We start from the raw sequence: 18,276 nt of genomic DNA, 5'->3' as shown, positions 1-18,276 counted from the left end.
GGGCTGATGAAGCGCCTATTCCATTCCCAGCATGCGCGCCAGACTGTTGCCGCTCTTCTCGCTCACCAGATGGATGTGCTCCTCCAGCGAGAGCAGATGCGCTTCCATCGCCGCCACCGCTCCTTCGGCATCACCGCGTTCGATCAGGTCGACGATATGGGTATGCTCGTCATGCTCGCAGGCAGCATATCCGGCCGGCTCGTGCAGGGCCACGATCAGTGAGCAGCGTGATACCAGCTCGCCCAGATAACGCTGCAAGGTCGGATTGCGCGCCACCTCGGCCACCCGCATGTGGAAGGACGAGGCCAGACGTGCCCAGTGCGTCTGCGCATAGCTGTGCATGACCTGATGTTCTTCCTTGAGCTGGCGGCGCAACTTGGCCAGATCGGCGCGGGTCGCATTGCTGACGGCCAGCCGCATGATGGCGCCTTCCAGGGCGCGCCTGGCCTCGAAGATTTCGCGCGTCTCTTCCGGAGTGGGCATTGCCACCACGGCGCCGCGATTGGGTCGCAACTCGACGATGTGTTCATGCGCCAGCTTCTGCAAGGCCTTCTGTACCACCGTGCGGCCCACCCCGAACAGTTCGCACAGCGCCGCCTCCGGCAACTTGGTGCCGGGGGTGAGGCGCTGGCTCATCACGCTGTCGAACACGGTCTGGTAGATGCGCACGATGATGTCTTCGCCCGCTTCGCCCTCCAGCGCCAGCTGCGAGGTGTCGGCCAGATCGTCGTGCCGCACGCGCGGCCGGCCGGCACGGCTCTGGCGTGCCGGACCTGGCTTGGGGGCGTGTTCCTGGGGCTTGCCAGTGCGGGAAGACGGCCTGGAAGTCTTGCGGGGAGAAAGGTCGCTCATCGTCTCGTCGAATGGTGGATCTTGCCCGGTCTCAGTGCGCAGCCTGGAGATTGCGCCACAGGCGGGTCGCCAGCGCGATCAGGGCCAGGTCGCTGCCGGCCGGGCCGAGCAATGATACGCCGATCGGCAGCCCGGCGGGAGTGGTGAAGGGCATGCTCACCTGCGGCAGGCCCGCCAGTCCGGCCACGCAGGTCAGGCCGAAGGTGCGCGCACGCACCTCATCGATGGCGGCGGCCGAGGCATCGCGCAAGGGCGCTACGCTGGAGGCCGACGGCATCACGGCCACCCCGTCCGCCCCCAGCAGGGAGCGCACGCGATGCCGCACCAGGTCCTGTTTTTCGCGCGCTGCGCGGGCGGTGTCGGCGCTGATGTGCTGCGCCATGTCCCAGCGCGCCTGCACCGCCGACCCGAATACCGGACGCGCCGAGCTGATCCACGCGCCATGGCATTGCCAGGCATCGAAGGCGGAGGCCTTGATGTAGGCCATGCGCCATTTCTCCAGTTCGCCTTCCTCACCCGACATGCGCATGTGTTCTCCCGGCAGTTCCGAGCGCAGCGCATCGTAGACCCGTTGCACCACCGGCTGGAACTCGGGCTCGGCCAGTTCCAGCAGATCGAAGGGCAGCAGGACCTTGCGCACTTGCAATGAACCGGTCTTGGGTAGCAGCACCTGCCCCACGCGCTCGAAGGTGTCGGGATCGTGGGCCAGCCAGGTCGCCGTATCGAAGCTGGGACACAGCGGTGCCATGCTGGCCGTGGAGAGCAGGCCGAAACTGGTACGCAGCCCCCACACGCCGCAATAGCTGGCCGGCACGCGGGTCGAGCCACCGGTGTCGGTGCCCAGCGCGAAGTCGCACAGGCGCGCGGCCACCGCCGCCGCCGATCCGCTGGAGGAGCCGCCCGGCACGCGATCGGGCGCGGCGCTGTTGACCGGGGTGCCGTAGTGGTGATTGTCGCCGTGGATGCTGTAGGCCAGCTCGTCGGTCAGGGTCTTGCCCACCAGCGTGGCACCGGCCTGCAGCAATTGCCCGACCAGCGCATTGCTGCGCGTGGGGATGGGGTGGCTGCGCAGCCAGTCGGGGTTGCCCGCCCCGGTCGGGTGGCCGGCCACGTCGAACAGGTCCTTGGCGGCAAAGCGCAATCCGGCCAGTGGTCCGCTGGCAGCACCGGCCAGGGTGAAGCGGCCATGCGGCACGAAGGCGGCCACGTGATCATCGATCTCGAAGGCGGTGGCGGTGGTAGTGCTGGTAAAGGCCTGGGCGGTACTCATTGATTCTCCTGATGCGTCATGCCAGCTCAGAACGGCTGGCGCAGTTGTTCGAGGCTGTCCACATGGTCGCAGATGGCGCCGGGCGTGGTGAACCAGATCTCGCCGCGATCGCGCGCCGCCGCCAGGTGTTGCAGGGCGCCGCGCAGATGGCGCAGACGATAGGGCTGGCCCACCAGATAGGGATGCAGGGCAATGCCCATCACCAGCGGTTGGCGCAGGGCCTGCTCGCGCATCTCGTCGAAATTGTCCACGATCATCCGGGCAAAGTCGCGGCCATCCATCTGGCGCGCCACGATCATGGGAATGTCGTTCAATTCCTGCGGGTAGGGAATCGACCACAAGGTTTCGCCGGTGCGGGTGCGCATGTGCACCGGCTGGTCGTCATGTGCCCAGTTGAGGGTGTAGCGATAGCCGCTCTCCTGCAGCAGGTCGGGCGTGACCAGACTTTCCGAAATCCAGGGCGAGAGCCAGCCCGTGGGCAGTACCCCGCTCCCGGCCTGGATGCGGTCGCGGCAGTGGCGCAGCAGAGCGGCTTCGGTCGACTCGTCCAGCTTGCCCTGTTGATGCGCGTTGGTGTGGCCATGGCCGATCAGTTCGTCACCCCGCGCGGCGAAGGCTTCGACCAGTTCCGGGCAATGATCGTAGAGCGCAGTGTTGATGAGCACGCCGGCGGGCAAGCCGAGTTGTTCGAACAATTCCAGGCAGCGCCAGGCACCGACGCGGTTGCCGTATTCACGCCAGGCATAGTTGAGCACATCGGGCTCGGGGCACACCGGCCCCAGCTTGGCCCCCAGTCCTTCCCCGAAGGCGAAGTGCTCGATGTTGAAGCCCAGGTAGACCGCCAGCCTTGCACCATTGGGCCAGCAATAGTCGGGCCGGCGATGGATGGGCGAGTAGCCGAAGCGGCCATGTGCGCGCAGGGCGCCGAAGGGGGCGCATCCCTCGTCATGGCCTGCGGCCTGGCGCGCGTCGGGGGGCAGGATCGTCGCTTGCATGGGGCCTCCTTACAGCTCGGCCAAACCGGCGCGCACCAGCAGGCGTTCGGCACTGTCGTTCCAGACATCCATCTGCACGATGAGGCCATGGCGGACCACATAGCGGTCCACGTAGCGATTGCCTTCGAAGGCCTCGCCATCGGGCCACACGCCGTACAGCGTGCCACGGTTGTAGACGATGGCCTTTGCCACGGTGGCGCCGGCCACCACTTCGGTCCCCTCGAAACGCTTCTTGACCCAACCGTAGCGCGTGGCATTGAAGGCGGCGCATTGCGCCGGATCGATCATTTCCCGCCCGCCGGTAAAACGGATCTTCAGCTCCGGGGAGACAAAGCGGCGCGCGGCCACCGGGTCGGGAATCATCAGCACGCGCAGGTATTCGTCCACCAGGGCGGCCGGATCGTAGGGCAGGGCAGTGGCCTGCGGGGTGATTGATGATGGTGCGGCGTGCATCATTTTCTCCAGGTTATGCACAAGCATTGTGCATTTATTGATTGCAAGTTTGATTGATTATCAGCGGCAATAAAGATTATTAAATGACGTCACTATTAGAGAGATATTGTCGGCAAAAATTAAGTCTTTCTGCTGCGCTTGGCATAGCCCTTGCATAAGTCATGCCGGGCAGAGTCACTCTCACTTACCGGAACCTTATGGAGGCAACACCATGATCCACCTTACCCGCCGCACCCTCATCGCCGTCGCTGCCGCCACCCTGGCCGCCGCGTTGTCCCCCCTGGCCATGGCGGCCGAGCCCATCAAGATCGGTCTGGTCACCGCGCTGTCCGGCCAGTCGGCCCAGGCCGGCGAGGCGCTCACGCGCGGCATGAGCATCGCCATCGACGAGATCAATGCCAAGGGCGGCCTGCTCGGTGGGCGCAAGCTGGAACTGGTGCGCCGCGATGACGAGGGCAATCCGGCCAAGGGGGTGGTGGCCGCTCGTGAACTGATCTTCAAGGACAAGGTGGCGGTGCTCTTCGGTGGCCTCGATACGCCGGTCTCGATGGCCATCGTGCCCATCATCAACCAGCAGAAAGTGCCCTTCGTCGGTCCCTGGGCGGCCGGCACCGGAGTGACCAAGAATGGCGCCAATCCCAACTATGCCTTCCGCGTCTCGGCAGTCGATGAGCTGGTGGACAAGGCCATGCTCAACTACGCGCAGAAGACCTTCAACAGCAGCAAGGCCGGCCTGATTCTGGTCAACAACCCGTGGGGCGAATCGAATGAAAAGGGCATCGTCGCCGCGCTCGCCGAGAAGGGCCTGAAGCCCGCCGGCATCGAGAAGTTCGAGGCCAGCGACGTGGACGTGGTACCGCAACTGAGCCGCTTGAAGGCCGCCGGTGCCGATACCCTGTATCTGGTGGGTAACGTCGGCCCCTCGGCCCAGGTGGTCAAGTCGCTCGACCGCATGGGCTGGAAGGTGCCGGTGGTCTCGCACTGGGGCCCGGCCGGTGGTCGCTTCACCGAACTGGCGGGACCGAACGCGAAGAACGTCCACTTCATCCAGACCTTCAGCTTCTTCGGCAAGCTCTCGCCGGTAGGCGAGAAGGTAGTGGCCGAGCTCAAGGCTAAATATCCCGCCATCAAGGGCCCGGACGATATCACCCCCGCCGTGGGCGTGGCCAATGCCTATGACGGCATGCAGCTGGCGGCGCTGGCCATTGCCAAGGCCGGGTCCACCGATGGGGACGCGATCCGCGAAGGTTTCTACAAGATCGACCGCTACGAGGGGCTGATCAAGACCTACGTCAAGCCTTTCAGCCCGACCGTGCATGACGCCCTGCAAGCCGATGATTACGTCTGGGCGCAGTTCATCGACAACCGCATCCTGCCGGTCGGCATGTCCCGGTAAACCCCTTGGTCAAGACAATGCGCCGCCGCTGCCCGCAGCTTTGCGCGGGCAGGGCGGCGCCAGGAGAACGCGATGCTGCTGTTGTCGGCACTGATCAGCGGATTCGGACTGGGCAGCATGTACGGTCTGATGGCGCTCGGTTTTTACATGACGTATGCCGTCTCCGGCACCGTCAATTTTGCGCAGGGCAGCTCCATGATGCTGGGTGCCGTGCTGTGCTTCACCTTCGCCCAGACGCTGGGCTGGCCGATGTGGCTGGCCATCGTGCTGGCGCTGGCCGCCTGCGCGCTCTACGGCATGCTGGTCGAGGTGCTGGCGGTACGTCCGTTTGCGCGCCAGGGATCGAATGCCTGGCTGATGTCGACGGTGGCCTTGGGCATCGTGCTGGACAACCTGGTCATGCACACGTTCGGCAAGGAGCCGCGCAGCCTGCCCTCGCCCCTGGCACAGTCCTCCATCGAGCTGGGCGGCATGGGCCTGGGCGTTTATCCGCTGCAGTTGCTGATCCCGCTCGTCGGCCTGGCCCTGGCCGCGCTGCTGCACACCATCTCGCGCCGTACGCGCTGGGGTACCGCCCTGCTGGCGGTGGTGCAGAACCGTGATGCAGCGCGGCTGATGGGCATCCCCATCACGCGCGCCATCGCGGCGGCCTTTGCGCTCTCGACCCTGCTGGCCGGGGTGGCGGGTGTGCTGATTGCCCCGCTCTTGAACGTCAATGCCGACATGGGCACGCTGTTCGGCCTCAAGGCGTTTGCCGTGGCCATCCTCGGTGGCATCACCAGCGCCTGGGGCGTGATGATCGCGGGCCTGCTGTTCGGTATGGCCGAAGCGCTCATCACGGCCACGCTCGGTTCCGGTTACACCCAGATCATCACCTTCGCCCTGGTGATTGCGGTGCTGGCCATTCGTCCCAATGGCCTGTTCGGCCGCGCACAGGTGAAAAAGGTATGAATCGTTTACCCCATTCCATCGCCCGCAGTCTGGAGGTGGCAGCACGGCCTGCGGCGGCGCCTGCGTCGGGTCGCATCAAGCTCGGGCTGGGCACGCCGGCTGCCCTGGCGTTTTCTGCACTGGGCCTGATCGCCGCCATCACCCTGGCCCTGTCGATCAACAGCTATTACGTCTTCGTGCTGGCCGGCATCGCCCTGGTGGCCATCGTCGGCATCGGGCTCAATGTGCTCATCGGCCTGACCGGCCAGGTCTCCTTCGGTCACGTCGGTTTCTATGCGGTGGGTGCCTATACCGTCGCCATTCTCACCACCAAGGCCGGGCTCTCGTTCTGGCTGGCCTGGCCGCTGGCCGCGGTGGTCGCCGGTGCGCTGGGCGTGTTGCTGGCCTTGCCCGCGCTGCGGGTGAAGGGGCCGTATCTGGCGATGATCACGATCGCCTTCAGCTTCATCATCCAGCACGCCATCATCGAACTGCGCGACCTCACCGGCGGCCAGAACGGCATCATGGGCCTGAGCGCACCAGCCTTCCTGGGTTTGCAGGCCGAGCGTGCAATTGCGGTGCTGGGGCTGGTGACGGCTGCGGTGGTACTGGCCGCCTACTGCTGGCTCTCGCGCGGCAGCTGGGGCGCGGCCATGCGTGCGGTGCGCGACAGCGAGACCGCGGCCGAATCCATCGGTCTCAATCCGCTGGTCATCAAGACCGTCGCCTTTGCCTTGTCGGCGGCGCTGGCGGGGTTGGCGGGCGGTCTGTTCGCACCGCTGTCCACCTTCGTCACGCCCGATACGTTCAGCTTCATGCAGTCCATTCTCTTCGTGCTGGTGGTGGTACTGGGGGGCTCGGGGTCCATCCTTGGCCCCGTGGTCGGTGCGGTCATCGTGGGCGCCTTGCCGGAACTGCTCTCCAGCCTGGAAGACTATCGTTTGCTGTTCTTCGGTGCCTTGCTGCTGCTGGTGCTGTGGGTCGCCCCGGATGGCGTGACCGGCCTGCTGGGCAAGCTGGCGGCGCGCTTGCGCAAGCCGGTGGTTTGCGCTCCCGATGCGGTGCTGGCGGACGACGGGGCGGAAGTGGCGTTGCCGGTCCGCGTGCGCCGCGCCCTGGCAGCCGATGGCCTGACGATGGTCTTCGGGGGCGTGCGTGCGGTCAGCGATCTGGGCTTCGAGGTTCCCGGTGGCGCGGTCACCAGCCTGATCGGACCGAATGGCGCGGGCAAGACTACGGCCCTGAACATGCTCTCCGGCTTCTATCGTCCCAGTGCCGGTCAGTTCACGCTGGGCCAGATCGCCCTGGCGGGATTGCCGGCCTTCCGCATTGCGCGTCACGGCGTGGCCCGTACCTACCAGACGTCGCAATTGTTCGGCAGTCTTGCCGTGGCCGATAACGTGGCCCTGGCGTGTGGCCGTGGTCGCCTCGGCGGGCTGCTGTCGGCGCGGGGGTTCATTTCCGGTGAAGTGCGTGCACGCTGCCGTGAACTGCTGGATTTCTGCGGCTATCGCGGTGCGCTCGATATCCCCAGTGCCGACCTGGCACACGTCGATCGTCGCCTGGTGGAAATCGCCCGCGCGCTGGCGACCGATCCCGATGTGCTGCTGCTCGATGAACCGGCCGCCGGTCTCTCGCGCGAAGACAAGACCATGCTGGCGCAACTGCTGACGAAGATCGCAGATGCCGGCATCAGCGTGGTAGTGGTCGAGCATGACATGGAACTGGTGATGCAGATCTCGCGCCGCATCGTCGTGCTTGATGCGGGCCAGCGCCTGGCCATCGGGACAGCGCAGGAAGTACAGAACGATCCGGCGGTGCGCAAGGCCTATCTGGGCGACGGCACGCAACAGGCGGTGGCAGCCGTGCGCGCAGCGATGAGCGGTGCGGATGAATTGCTGGGCGTGGGTGAACTGGTCACCGGCTATGGCGCCGAACCGGTTCTGCATGGCATCAACTTGCAGGTGCGCCAGGGCGAGATGATTGCGTTGCTGGGCGCCAATGGCGCGGGCAAGTCCACGCTCATGCGTTCATTGGCCGGCCTGCACCGGCCGGTACAGGGAGGCATCCACGCCGGTGGTGTGAACCTCATGGATCTGCGCGCCGAACAGATCGTGCGGCAGGGCGTGGTGCTGGTGCCGGAAGGGCGGCAGGTGTTTCCGGAACTGTCGGTGCTGGACAATATCCGTCTGGGTGCCTTCCTCTATCCCCAGGATGTGGAGGCGCGCGTGCAAGAGATGCTGGGCCGCTTCCCGCGCTTGCGTGAGCGCCTGCATCACCGCGCCGGTCTGCTCTCCGGTGGCGAGCAGCAGATGCTGGCCATTGCGCGCGGACTGATGTCGCGGCCGCGTGTGCTGCTGCTCGATGAGCCGTCCCTGGGTCTGGCGCCCAAGGTGATCGCCGAATTGTTTGCGGCGCTGGATCAGCTGCGTCGCGAGAACATGACCATCGTGCTGGTCGATCAGATGGCTGCGCTGGCCTTGTCCCTGGCCGATCGTGCCTACGTCATCGAAGGCGGCCGCGTGGTGGCGCAAGGGACCGCCGCCGAGATCGCCGCCAATGATGCGCTGGCCAGGGCCTATCTCGGCGCGCACTGACTTGCTGCAAGGAACGAACACATGGAATCAACCCAGCCCTACGAGATCAACCTGCCCGACGTAGTGGCCGAAGTGCGTCACGCCTTCGAACGTTACGAAGTGGCCCTGACCACCAACCAGATCGAGGTACTCGATGAATTGTTTCTCGAGGGGCCGCACACGGTGCGTTACGGCGCCACCGAGAACCTGGTCGGCACCGAGGCCATCCGCGCCTTCCGTCAGGGCCGTTCACCGAAGAGTCTGATGCGCAGCCTGCGCGCCACCGTCATCACCACCTATGGCCGCGACTATGCCGTGGCCGATACCGAATTCACCCGCGAGGGCGAAGTGCGCATCGGACGCCAGAGTCATACCTGGCTGCGTTGCCCGCAAGGCTGGCGCATCGTGGCCGCGCATGTCTCATGGATGGATGCCGCCAAGACGGTCCCCTGAAAGCTTTGCCGTCCGCGGGTATGATCCTCGCAGCAGTTTTCCCTACTCGACAAGAACATCAGGAGTCAGCCATGTTGTACAGCAAGACCTGTCTGGGCGGAATGGTCACCGCTCCCCATCACCTGGCCGCACAAGCCGGTGCGCAGATCCTGCGCGAGGGTGGCAACGCCGTCGAAGCCATGGTCGCGGCAGCGGCCACCATCGCGGTGGTGTACCCGCACATGAACGGCATAGGTGGCGATGGCTTCTGGGTCATCAGCGAACCGGGGCAGGAGCCGATAGCCATTCGCGCCTGCGGCCCCTCGGCGGCGCTGGCGACCAAGGACTTCTACGCCGCACATGGTCACAGTGCCATGCCCACACGCGGCCCGCATGCGGCGCTGACCGTGGCCGGTGCCGTGGGCGGCTGGTCGGCGGCACTGGAGCATGCCCGCCGTTTCGGCCGCGCCCTGCCATTGCCGGTGCTGCTGGCCGATGCCATCCGCCATGCGAAGAACGGCGTGCCCATCACCCGCTCCCAACACGAGCTGACCCGCGACAAGTGGGATGAGCTCAAGGACCAGCCCGGCTTCGCCGCCACCTATGCCGCTGACGGCATCGCCGCGCAGGGCAAGGTGCTGAAACAGTCAGCCCTGGCGGACAGCCTCTCGCGCCTGGCCGAGGCCGGTCTCGATGATTTCTATCGCGGCGACCTGGCGCAACGCCTTGCTGCGGGCCTGGAAGCGGCCGGCAGCCCATTGCGCCGCAGTGACCTGGAGGCCTTCCGCGCGCAGGTGGTACAGCCGCTGATGGTGCAATTGACGTCAGGCCGCGTCTACAACCTGCCACCGCCGACACAGGGTGTCTCGGCGCTGATGATCATCGGTCTGTTCGACCGTCTCGGTATCAAGGAGGCCGACGGCTTCGAGCACATCCACGCACTGGTGGAAGCCACCAAGCGCGCCTTCATCCTGCGCAACCAGCACGTGACCGACCCCGCCCACATGAGCGTGGATGCCGCGCACTGGCTGCTGGCCGAGGCGCTGGACCGGGAAGCCAGGCACATTGACATGCAGCATGCCGCCCCCTGGCCGCATCCGGCCAAGCCGGGCGACACCATCTGGATGGGTGCGGCCGATGCCCAGGGCCGCGTAGTGAGCTACATCCAGAGCATCTTCTGGGAATTCGGCAGTGGCGTGGTGGTGCCCGACACCGGCATCGTCTGGCAGAACCGAGGCGCCAGCTTCACGCTGGACGACGGCGCCAACCAGCTGCAACCGGGCAAGCTCCCCTTCCATACACTGAACCCTTCGCTGGCACGTCTGAATGACGGGCGCACTCTGGCCTACGGCACCATGGGCGGGGAAGGGCAGCCGCAGACGCAGGCGGCGGTATTCACCCGCCACGTGCTGTTCGGCCAGAACCTGCAGGCGGCGGTCAGCGCACCGCGCTGGCTGTTGGGGCGCACCTGGGGCGATGTCTCCACCAACCTGAAGGTGGAGGGCCGGGTACCGGCCGCCACCATCGAGGCCTTGCGTCGGGCCGGCCATGAGGTCCAGGTGGTGGAGGATTACACCGACATGATGGGCCACGCAGGAGCGGTCTGCGTCCATCCGGACGGGGTCATCGAGGGCGCCACCGATCCGCGTGCCGACGGAGTCTGTGCCGGCGTCTGAAATCGCCGCACCCGCGCCAACGGACCCACGCACTGGCATCCACACTCCCGCAGGCGGCCTTTGTCCGCCTGCGCGGCCACACTGGCGCAGAGCGAAGATTCTCACCAAGACTCGCCCGCCGTTGTCTTTTTGCATTTCCCGTAGTGCAGGAATTGACGCTTATTGCGCTCTTTTGCCGCCTTTGTCTCAGCTTTGACTCGCGAGAATTGGTGATTTTTTTGTCGTGGAAAAAAATTCTCGAAGTTTTTCGGGAAATGCGATGAAAAACCATAGTTGTTCTGGCAAGATGCCATAAACCTATGCGGTTCACAGGGGAGCCGTCATGTATCAAGCCGCGTCGCCATTTTGTCTGAATTGAACAAGAATAAAGCCCCATCTCCGCCGAATCTGTCGTCGCTGATTACGCTGGGGGTGGTCATCACCGTGCTCATCACGACCGTGTCGGTACTGATTCTGGTGGATCAGTTCACCCGCGGCTATGCGCGTTCGGAAAGCGAAACGCGCATGAAGCAGCTGGCCTGGCAGATGCGCGATGCGCTCGAACGTGGCATGCGCGAGCGCGAGGTCGATCTGCGCCTGCTGGTGCAGCGGCCTTCGGTGCGCGCCGGGCAGGACCTGCCGCGTATCCGCCGGGTCTTCAATGAACTGCAGGCCAACGTCCCGCACTATGCGTGGATCGGGCTGGCGCGCCCCGACGGTACCGTGGCGGTCGCCAGCAATGGCCTGCTGGAAGGGGCCAGCGTGGCCGAGCGGCCTTGGTTCAAGGAGGGCATCAACGGGGAATATGCGGCCGACTTCCATCCCGCCGTGCTGCTGGCGCAAAAGCTGCCGCCGCAATCCGATCCCTGGCGCTTCGTCGATCTGTCGGCGCCGGTTCATGACGTCGACGGACATTTACTGGGCGTGGTGGGTATGCACCTGTCCTGGTCATGGGCACGCGACATCGCTGCCAAGCTGCTGGATCCGACCGTCAATCGTTACGACGTCGAGGTCATCCTGGTACGCGATGACGGCACCGTCATCCTCGGTCCCAAGGGCATGGAAGAGGGCAAGGTCGACACCCCCAGTTGGCGCGCCGCGAAGGCCAGTCCGGAGGGCGGTTCGCTGCTGGAAACCTGGCCCGATGGCCGCCGCTACGTCAGCGGCTACGCCCGCACTGGCCGCAACGATGGCATGAAGCTGCAATGGAGCGTGATCGTACGCCAGCCCGAGACCGTGGCGCTGCATGCCTTCCGTGATCTGGAGCAGCGGGTGATCCTGGTCGGTGCCCTCTCGGGGGCGGTACTGGTGATCCTGGCCTTCATCCTCACGCGTCGCCTGGTCGCCCCCATCAATGCCCTCTCGGCGGCGCTGGAGCAGCGCGCCGCAGGTCGTCCGGACGTTGCCATCCCGCAGGTCAACAGCTATCGCGAGATCCAGTTGCTGTCTTCGACCCTGGTCAACATGGTCGAGCGAGAAGAAGCCTATCTGCGCGAAGTGCGTTCGCTCAACGAAAGCCTGGAGCAGCGCGTAGCCGAACGCACCAGCCGCCTGCATGAAACCGCCAGTGCCCTGCAGCAGGCGCTGGACCAGCAGCAGGCCAACCAGATCCAGCTCGAAGAAAGTGCCGCCGAGTTGCGCGCCATCCTCGAAAATGCCCAGGACGCCTTCATCGCCGCCGACGAACAGGGTCGCGTGGTCGAGTGGAACCGCCAGGCCGAACTGCTCCTGGGCTGGCCGCGTGACCAGGCCATGGGGCGCGACATGGCCGAACTCATCATCCCGCCGGACATGCGTGCGGCCCATAACCGCGGCATGGCGCAGTTCCTCAAGGATGGCACCAGCGTGGTCATCAACAACCGCATCGAGCTGCAGGCCCTGCATCATGATGGCCATGAACTGCCCGTCGAGATCACGGTCGGGCATGTCAAGCGTCAGAGCGGTCATCTGTTCATCGCCTTCCTGCATGACATTACCGAGCGCCTGGCCTTCCGCGACCAGATGCGCGAACTGGCCCTCACCGATGTGCTGACCAGCCTGCCCAACCGCCGCGCCTTCAGCGACCGCCTGCCCGAGGGCATGATGCGCGCGCGTCGTGCCGACCAGTTGCTGGCGCTGTTCTTCATGGACATCGATGGCTTCAAGGGCGTCAACGACCGTTACGGCCACGAGGCCGGCGACGAGCTGCTGGTGGAGTTCGCCCGTCGTCTGCAACGCTCGGTGCGCGATGTCGACACCGTGGCGCGCCTGGCCGGCGATGAATTCGTGGTGATCCTGGAAAACCTGCAGACCCAGGAAGATGCGGTCATGGTGGCCGAGAAGATCCTCCACACCATCCGCGAACCCTTCCAGCTGACGCACTCCACCGTCAACATCTCCAGCAGCATCGGCGTGGCCGTCTATCAGCCCAACCTGGATGGCGAAGTCGGCCCTGAAGAGTTGCTGGCCATGACCGACAAGGCCATGTATGCGGCCAAGCGCCTGGGCAAGAACCGCGTCGAACTGGGGCGCGTCGGCGACGTCTGATCCGCCGGGCGGTAGCTCGCCCGTCCCTGTTTTCCTTCCCTTTCCTTCCCTTTGCCTCCCGCGTTCGTCCCTGCTGGCGATACGCTTCGTCTCATTTACGGTTTGTTTACGCTCCTGCGCAAAACATTTACCGGGATTTGATGCTGCTTTCCCTATCGTTCGACTGTCTCGCTTTCCGCCCCGGGAAGCGAGCGCGACAACGTCAACAATGGAGCGGGAAATGTGGCAAACGGATTTTCTCTACATAGGCATGCTGGCCGTCTGCGGCCTTTCGATGTGGGCGTTCATCGCCCTGTGCAGCCGTCTGGAACGGCAGGAAGGCGAGAAGAAATGAACCTCATGACACTGCTGGGTCTGGTGGTGGCCATCGCCCTCCTGCTGTACCTGGTCTATGCCCTCATCAAGCCGGAGGATTTCTGACATGGACAGCAACAATTTTCTCCAGCTCGCCCTTTATCTGGTCATCCTGCTGGTCCTGTCCCTGCCGCTGGGCTGGTACATGGCCCGCGTGATGGAAGGCAAGTCCCGTGTGAACCGCCTTTTCGGCGGCATCGAGCGTATCTTCTATCGACTGTGCGGTATCAGCCGTGACCACGAGATGGACTGGAAGCAGTACGCCATCGCCGTCGTGCTGTTCAATGTCATCGGTGCCGTGGTGGTCTACCTGCTGCAGCGTGTGCAGCAATGGCTGCCGCTGAACCCGGCGGCACAGATCAACGTCAGCCCGGACTCATCCTTCAACACGGCGCTGAGCTTTGTCACCAACACCAACTGGCAGGGCTATGCGGGCGAAGCCACCATGAGCTACCTGACCCAGATGGCAGCCCTGGCGGTGCAGAACTTCTTGTCGGCGGCCACCGGCATCGCCATTGCCTTTGCGCTCATTCGCGGCTTTGCCCGTCACGGCAGCAAGAGCATCGGCAACTTCTGGGTCGACATGACCCGCAGCACGCTCTACGTGCTGCTGCCGCTGTCGGTGGTGTTCGCGCTGGTATTGGTGCAACAGGGCAGCATCCAGAACTTCCGTGCCTATCAGGAAGTGAAGACCCTGGAAGTGACCCACTACACCATCCCCAAGCTGGATGCTGCCGGACAGCCGTTGAAGGATGCCAAGGGCGAACCCGTGACCGAAGCGCAAAGCACCGACAGGCAGACCCTGCCCATGGGCCCGGTGGCCTCGCAGGAAGCCATCAAGATGATCGGCACCAACGGCGGCGGTTTCTTCAACGCCAATTCGTCCCATCCGTACGAGAATCCGACGCCGCTCTCCAACTTCCTGCAGATGCTGGCCATCCTCATCATCCCGGCTGCGCTGTGCACCAGCTTTGGCGTGCTGGTCGGCGATCGTCGTCAGGGCTGGGCCATTCTCGCCGCCATGACGCTGTTGTTCGTGGTGATGACGCTGGTGCTGATGTACTCGGAATCGCAAGCCAACCCGATGCTGGCGTCGCTGCACGCCTCCGGCCCGGGCATGATGGAGGGCAAGGAAACCCGCTTCGGCATTCCGGCCTCGGCGCTGTTCGCCTCCATCACCACGGCGGCTTCCTGCGGTGCGGTCAATGCCATGCACGATTCGCTCTCGCCCCTGGGGGGACTGGTACCAATGCTGCAGATGCAGTTGGGTGAAGTGGTGTTTGGCGGGGTCGGCTCGGGCCTGTACGGCATGCTCATCTTTGCGGTGCTGGCAGTGTTCATCGCCGGCCTCATGATCGGGCGTACGCCGGAATATCTGGGCAAGAAGATCGGCGTGTTCGACATGAAGATGATGTCCATCGCCATCCTCATGACGCCGGCCCTGGTGCTGATCTTCACCGCCCTCTCGGTGATGGTGGAAGCGGGCCTGGCCGGTATTGCCAACCCCGGCGTGCACGGCTTCTCGGAAATCCTCTACGCCTTCAGCTCGGCGGCCAACAACAACGGCAGCGCCTTCGCCGGGCTCTCGGCCAATACACCGTACTACAACATCACCACCGGCCTGTGCGCCTGGTTGGGTCGCTTCGGCATCATCGTGCCGGTGCTGGCCATGGCCGGTTCGCTGGCCGGCAAGAAGCGCCTGGCGGCCACCTCCGGCACCCTGCCCACGCATGGTCCGCTGTTCGTGGCGCTGCTCATCGGTGCCGTGATCCTGGTGGGGGCCCTGACCTATGTACCGGCGCTGGCGCTGGGACCGGTGGTCGAGCACCTGCAGATGATGGCGATGTAAATGATTTGGATGGATGGCGCCGGGCATTGCGCCCGGCGGAGCAACCCGCAACGGATACCCTTATGACTACCCCTTCGAGCAATACTCCGGCCGGCAGCACCCAAGTCGCGCCGACCGATGCCACCGTCAGCGCTGCGCAGACCACGCGCTGGATGTTCGATCCCAAGATCGTCAAGCCGGCCCTGGTCGACTCCTTCCGCAAGCTCTCGCCGCGCGTGCAATGGCGCAATCCGGTGATGTTCGTGGTCTACCTCGGCAGCATCCTGACCACACTGCTGTTCATCCAGGCCGTTACCGGCCGGGGTGATGCGCCGGCCGGTTTCATCCTCGCCATCGCCGCCTGGTTGTGGTTCACGGTGCTCTTCGCCAACTTCGCCGAGGCCCTTGCCGAAGGTCGCAGCAAGGCCCAGGCTGCGGCCCTGCGCGGCGTCAAGAAAAGCGTGCTGGCCAAGAAGTTGCGTAGTGCCGATTACACTCGTGGCATGGCGGTGGCCGACGCTGCACGCCAATGCGAAGTAGTGGAAGGTGGCAGTCTGCGCAAGGGTGATCTGGTGCTCATCGAAGCGGGCGATACGGTACCGGCCGATGGCGATGTCATCGAAGGCGTGGCCACCGTCGACGAGAGCGCCATCACCGGCGAATCCGCCCCCGTGATCCGCGAGTCCGGCGGCGACTTTTCGGCGGTGACCGGTGGCACGCGCGTGCTGTCGGACTGGATCGTGGTGCGTGTCTCGGTCAATCCCGGCGAAGCCTTCCTCGACCGCATGATCGCCATGGTCGAGGGCGCACGCCGTCAGAAGACCCCCAACGAGCTGGCGCTGACCCTGCTGCTGGTGGCACTGACACTGGTGTTCCTGCTGGTGACGGTGACCCTGCTGCCGTTCTCGATCTTCTCGGTCAATGCCGCCGGTGCCGGTGCACCGGTCTCGGTGACGGCCTTGATCGCCCTGCTGGTGTGCCTGATCCCGACCACCATCGGCGGCCTGCTCTCGGCCATCGGCGTGGCCGGCATGAGTCGCATGATGCAGGCCAACGTCATCGCCACCTCGGGCCGCGCCGTGGAAGCTGCCGGCGACGTCGACGTGCTGCTGCTGGACAAGACCGGCACCATCACCCTGGGCAACCGTCAGGCCGCCAACTTCATGCCGGCTCCGGGCGTCACCGAGCACGAGCTGGCCGACGTTGCACAACTGGCCTCCCTGGCCGATGAAACCCCGGAAGGCCGCAGCATCGTGGTACTGGCCAAGAACCGCTTCAACCTGCGTGAGCGCGAGATGGCCAAGCTGGGTGCGCAGTTCATCGCCTTCTCGGCCCAGACGCGCGTCTCCGGTATCGACATCGGCAATCGTCGCATTCGCAAGGGCGCAGCCGACGCCATCCGCAAGCTGGTGCGCGCGGCTGACCAGCGCCTGCCGGCCCAGGTGGAAAGCGACGTCGAAGCCATCGCCCGCCGTGGCGGTACGCCGCTGGTGGTCATCGAATGGAGCAACGAGGCCGCTGTCATTCAGCAGGGCGCACCGATCCGCATCTTGGGTACGGTGGAATTGAAGGACATCGTCAAGGGCGGCATCAAGGAACGCTTTGGCGAACTGCGTCGCATGGGTATCAAGACCGTGATGATCACCGGTGACAACCGCCTGACCGCAGCGGCGATTGCTGCCGAAGCGGGCGTCGACGACTTCCTCGCCGAAGCCACGCCGGAACAGAAACTGGCCCTGATCCGCCAGCACCAGGCCGAAGGCAAGCTGGTGGCCATGACCGGTGACGGCACCAACGACGCCCCGGCACTGGCCCAGGCCGATGTGGCCGTGGCCATGAACAGCGGCACGCAGGCCGCCAAGGAAGCCGGCAACATGGTCGACCTTGATTCCAATCCGACCAAGCTGATCGAGATCGTCGAGATCGGCAAGCAGATGCTGATGACACGCGGCAGTCTCACCACCTTCAGCATCGCCAATGACGTGGCCAAGTACTTTGCCATCATCCCGGCCATGTTCGTGGCCAGCTATCCGCAGCTGGGCGCGCTCAACGTGATGCGGCTGACCAGTCCCGACTCGGCCATCATGTCGGCGGTGATCTTCAATGCCCTGGTGATTGTCGCCCTGATCCCGCTGGCCCTGCGCGGGGTGGGCTATCGCGCACTGGGTGCAGCCGTGCTCCTGCGCCGCAACCTCTTGATCTACGGCCTGGGCGGGCTGGTGGTGCCGTTCGTGGGCATCAAGCTGATCGACCTGCTGTTGACGGCCTTCGGCCTGGTCTGAACCTGATTTCGATTCTCAAGGAAAGTCACATGAAAACCTCGACTCCCCATCCTTTGCGTCCGGCCATCACCCTCTTCATCCTCCTGGGCGTGCTGCTGGGTGGCCTCTATCCCTTGCTGGTGACGGGCCTGGCGCAAGCCTTCTTTCCGCATCAGGCCAATGGCAGCCTGATCCAACGGCAAGACCAGCCAGTCGGCTCGGAACTGATCGGCCAGAACTTCACCAGCCCGGCTTATTTCTGGGGGCGCCCCTCGGCCACCGGCACCTTCCCCAACAATGGCATGGCCTCCGGCGGCAGCAATCTCGGTCCCACCAACCCGGCCTTGAAGCAAGCCGCAGAAGACCGCGCCAGGGCCTTGCAGGAGGCTGATCCGGGTAACAAGAGCCCCATCCCGATGGACCTGCTGACTGCTTCGGCCAGCGGCCTGGATCCCCACATCAGTCCGGCGGCTGCCCAGTACCAGGCCGGCCGCGTGGCGCGTGCACGTGGCATCACGGTGGAACAGGTGCGGGCGCTGATCCGCGCCAACAGCCAGACGCCGCAATGGGGCCTGTTCGGCGAGCCGCGCGTCAATGTGCTCAAGCTCAATCTGGCGCTGGATGCGGCCGCACCCCTGTCCAAGGTGGACGCGGCCAGGTAAGTCCGGCCGCGCTTGCCGGGTGGCCGGTGGCATGCGTTGTGCGTGCCACCGGCTTTTTGCCACTACAATGCTCCATCCCTGACCGC

The 18,276-nt window shown here is 64.9% G+C and carries 14 protein-coding genes; 10 read left to right on the top strand and 4 right to left on the bottom strand.

The window, feature by feature from the left end; translation table 11 throughout:
- Window positions 1–15 precede the first annotated feature (15 nt).
- The 4 genes from HWE01_RS01815 to HWE01_RS01800 are packed head-to-tail and all read right to left on the bottom strand — an operon-like array spanning window position 16 to window position 3,570.
- On the bottom strand, window positions 16–852 hold the full coding sequence (locus HWE01_RS01815; RefSeq protein WP_175344625.1) for a GntR family transcriptional regulator: 837 nt from the start codon (window positions 850–852) through the stop codon (window positions 16–18).
- A 31-nt stretch (window positions 853–883) separates the two neighbouring features.
- Window positions 884–2,122 (bottom strand): amidase, encoded by a 1,239-nt coding sequence (locus HWE01_RS01810; protein ID WP_241820951.1) that lies wholly within the window; start codon window positions 2,120–2,122, stop codon window positions 884–886.
- Between the two features lie 26 nt (window positions 2,123–2,148).
- On the bottom strand, window positions 2,149–3,117 hold the full coding sequence (locus HWE01_RS01805) for a polysaccharide deacetylase family protein (protein ID WP_241820950.1): 969 nt from the start codon (window positions 3,115–3,117) through the stop codon (window positions 2,149–2,151).
- 9 nt (window positions 3,118–3,126) lie between these two features.
- Window positions 3,127–3,570 carry a nuclear transport factor 2 family protein gene (locus tag HWE01_RS01800; protein WP_241820949.1) on the bottom strand — a complete coding sequence of 148 codons (444 nt, stop codon included), beginning with the start codon at window positions 3,568–3,570 and terminating at the stop codon, window positions 3,127–3,129.
- A gap of 211 nt (window positions 3,571–3,781) precedes the next feature.
- Between HWE01_RS01800 and HWE01_RS01795 the strand changes: the two genes are divergently transcribed.
- From HWE01_RS01795 to kdpC, 10 genes are all read left to right on the top strand, one after another.
- Window positions 3,782–4,966 carry an ABC transporter substrate-binding protein gene (locus HWE01_RS01795; protein WP_008331769.1) on the top strand — a complete coding sequence of 395 codons (1,185 nt, stop codon included), beginning with the start codon at window positions 3,782–3,784 and terminating at the stop codon, window positions 4,964–4,966.
- A gap of 72 nt (window positions 4,967–5,038) precedes the next feature.
- Complete coding sequence (locus tag HWE01_RS01790; protein ID WP_008331767.1) at window positions 5,039–5,917, top strand: branched-chain amino acid ABC transporter permease; 879 nt, start codon at window positions 5,039–5,041, stop codon at window positions 5,915–5,917.
- The gene (locus HWE01_RS01785; RefSeq protein ID WP_241820948.1) at window positions 5,914–8,493 is read left to right on the top strand and encodes a branched-chain amino acid ABC transporter ATP-binding protein/permease; all 2,580 of its coding nucleotides are present in this window, start codon (window positions 5,914–5,916) and stop codon (window positions 8,491–8,493) included. The genes HWE01_RS01790 and HWE01_RS01785 overlap by 4 nt, the downstream gene beginning before the upstream one ends.
- Window positions 8,494–8,514: 21 nt before the next feature.
- Window positions 8,515–8,925: an oxalurate catabolism protein HpxZ gene (gene hpxZ, locus HWE01_RS01780; RefSeq protein WP_008331757.1), complete on the top strand. Its 411-nt coding sequence runs from the start codon at window positions 8,515–8,517 to the stop codon at window positions 8,923–8,925.
- A gap of 71 nt (window positions 8,926–8,996) precedes the next feature.
- Window positions 8,997–10,580 carry a gamma-glutamyltransferase family protein gene (locus tag HWE01_RS01775; RefSeq protein WP_241820947.1) on the top strand — a complete coding sequence of 528 codons (1,584 nt, stop codon included), beginning with the start codon at window positions 8,997–8,999 and terminating at the stop codon, window positions 10,578–10,580.
- Window positions 10,581–10,934: 354 nt separating this feature from the next.
- The gene (locus HWE01_RS01770) at window positions 10,935–13,085 is read left to right on the top strand and encodes a diguanylate cyclase domain-containing protein (RefSeq protein ID WP_241820946.1); all 2,151 of its coding nucleotides are present in this window, start codon (window positions 10,935–10,937) and stop codon (window positions 13,083–13,085) included.
- 330 nt (window positions 13,086–13,415) lie between these two features.
- Window positions 13,416–13,505 (top strand): K(+)-transporting ATPase subunit F, encoded by a 90-nt coding sequence (gene kdpF / locus HWE01_RS01765; protein WP_034350945.1) that lies wholly within the window; start codon window positions 13,416–13,418, stop codon window positions 13,503–13,505.
- A gap of 1 nt (window position 13,506) precedes the next feature.
- Window positions 13,507–15,288 (top strand): potassium-transporting ATPase subunit KdpA, encoded by a 1,782-nt coding sequence (gene kdpA / locus HWE01_RS01760; protein WP_008331752.1) that lies wholly within the window; start codon window positions 13,507–13,509, stop codon window positions 15,286–15,288.
- A 152-nt stretch (window positions 15,289–15,440) separates the two neighbouring features.
- Window positions 15,441–17,549, top strand: a complete 2,109-nt coding sequence (gene kdpB, locus HWE01_RS01755) for a potassium-transporting ATPase subunit KdpB (protein WP_241820998.1) — start codon at window positions 15,441–15,443, stop codon at window positions 17,547–17,549.
- Between the two features lie 29 nt (window positions 17,550–17,578).
- Window positions 17,579–18,190, top strand: a complete 612-nt coding sequence (gene kdpC, locus HWE01_RS01750; RefSeq protein WP_241820945.1) for a potassium-transporting ATPase subunit KdpC — start codon at window positions 17,579–17,581, stop codon at window positions 18,188–18,190.
- The last annotated feature ends 86 nt before the right edge of the window (window positions 18,191–18,276 follow it).

It is taken from the genome of Herbaspirillum sp. C7C8, from assembly GCF_022627875.1.
Lineage (GTDB): Bacteria > Pseudomonadota > Gammaproteobacteria > Burkholderiales > Burkholderiaceae_D > Herbaspirillum.
This window is presented reverse-complemented; position numbering and strand designations above follow the sequence as displayed.

Excerpts from the sequence above, each read along its gene's own strand:
- HWE01_RS01815 (WP_175344625.1), bottom strand. The coding sequence starts at position 852 with ATGAGCGACCTTTCTCCCCGCAAGACTTCCAGGCCGTCTTCCCGCACT.
- HWE01_RS01810 (WP_241820951.1), bottom strand. The coding sequence starts at position 2,122 with ATGAGTACCGCCCAGGCCTTTACCAGCACTACCACCGCCACCGCCTTC.
- HWE01_RS01805 (WP_241820950.1), bottom strand. The coding sequence starts at position 3,117 with ATGCAAGCGACGATCCTGCCCCCCGACGCGCGCCAGGCCGCAGGCCAT.
- HWE01_RS01800 (WP_241820949.1), bottom strand. The coding sequence starts at position 3,570 with ATGCACGCCGCACCATCATCAATCACCCCGCAGGCCACTGCCCTGCCC.
- HWE01_RS01795 (WP_008331769.1), top strand. The coding sequence starts at position 3,782 with ATGATCCACCTTACCCGCCGCACCCTCATCGCCGTCGCTGCCGCCACC.
- HWE01_RS01790 (WP_008331767.1), top strand. The coding sequence starts at position 5,039 with ATGCTGCTGTTGTCGGCACTGATCAGCGGATTCGGACTGGGCAGCATG.
- HWE01_RS01785 (WP_241820948.1), top strand. The coding sequence starts at position 5,914 with ATGAATCGTTTACCCCATTCCATCGCCCGCAGTCTGGAGGTGGCAGCA.
- hpxZ (WP_008331757.1), top strand. The coding sequence starts at position 8,515 with ATGGAATCAACCCAGCCCTACGAGATCAACCTGCCCGACGTAGTGGCC.
- HWE01_RS01775 (WP_241820947.1), top strand. The coding sequence starts at position 8,997 with ATGTTGTACAGCAAGACCTGTCTGGGCGGAATGGTCACCGCTCCCCAT.
- kdpF (WP_034350945.1), top strand. The coding sequence starts at position 13,416 with ATGAACCTCATGACACTGCTGGGTCTGGTGGTGGCCATCGCCCTCCTG.
- kdpA (WP_008331752.1), top strand. The coding sequence starts at position 13,507 with ATGGACAGCAACAATTTTCTCCAGCTCGCCCTTTATCTGGTCATCCTG.
- kdpB (WP_241820998.1), top strand. The coding sequence starts at position 15,441 with ATGTTCGATCCCAAGATCGTCAAGCCGGCCCTGGTCGACTCCTTCCGC.
- kdpC (WP_241820945.1), top strand. The coding sequence starts at position 17,579 with ATGAAAACCTCGACTCCCCATCCTTTGCGTCCGGCCATCACCCTCTTC.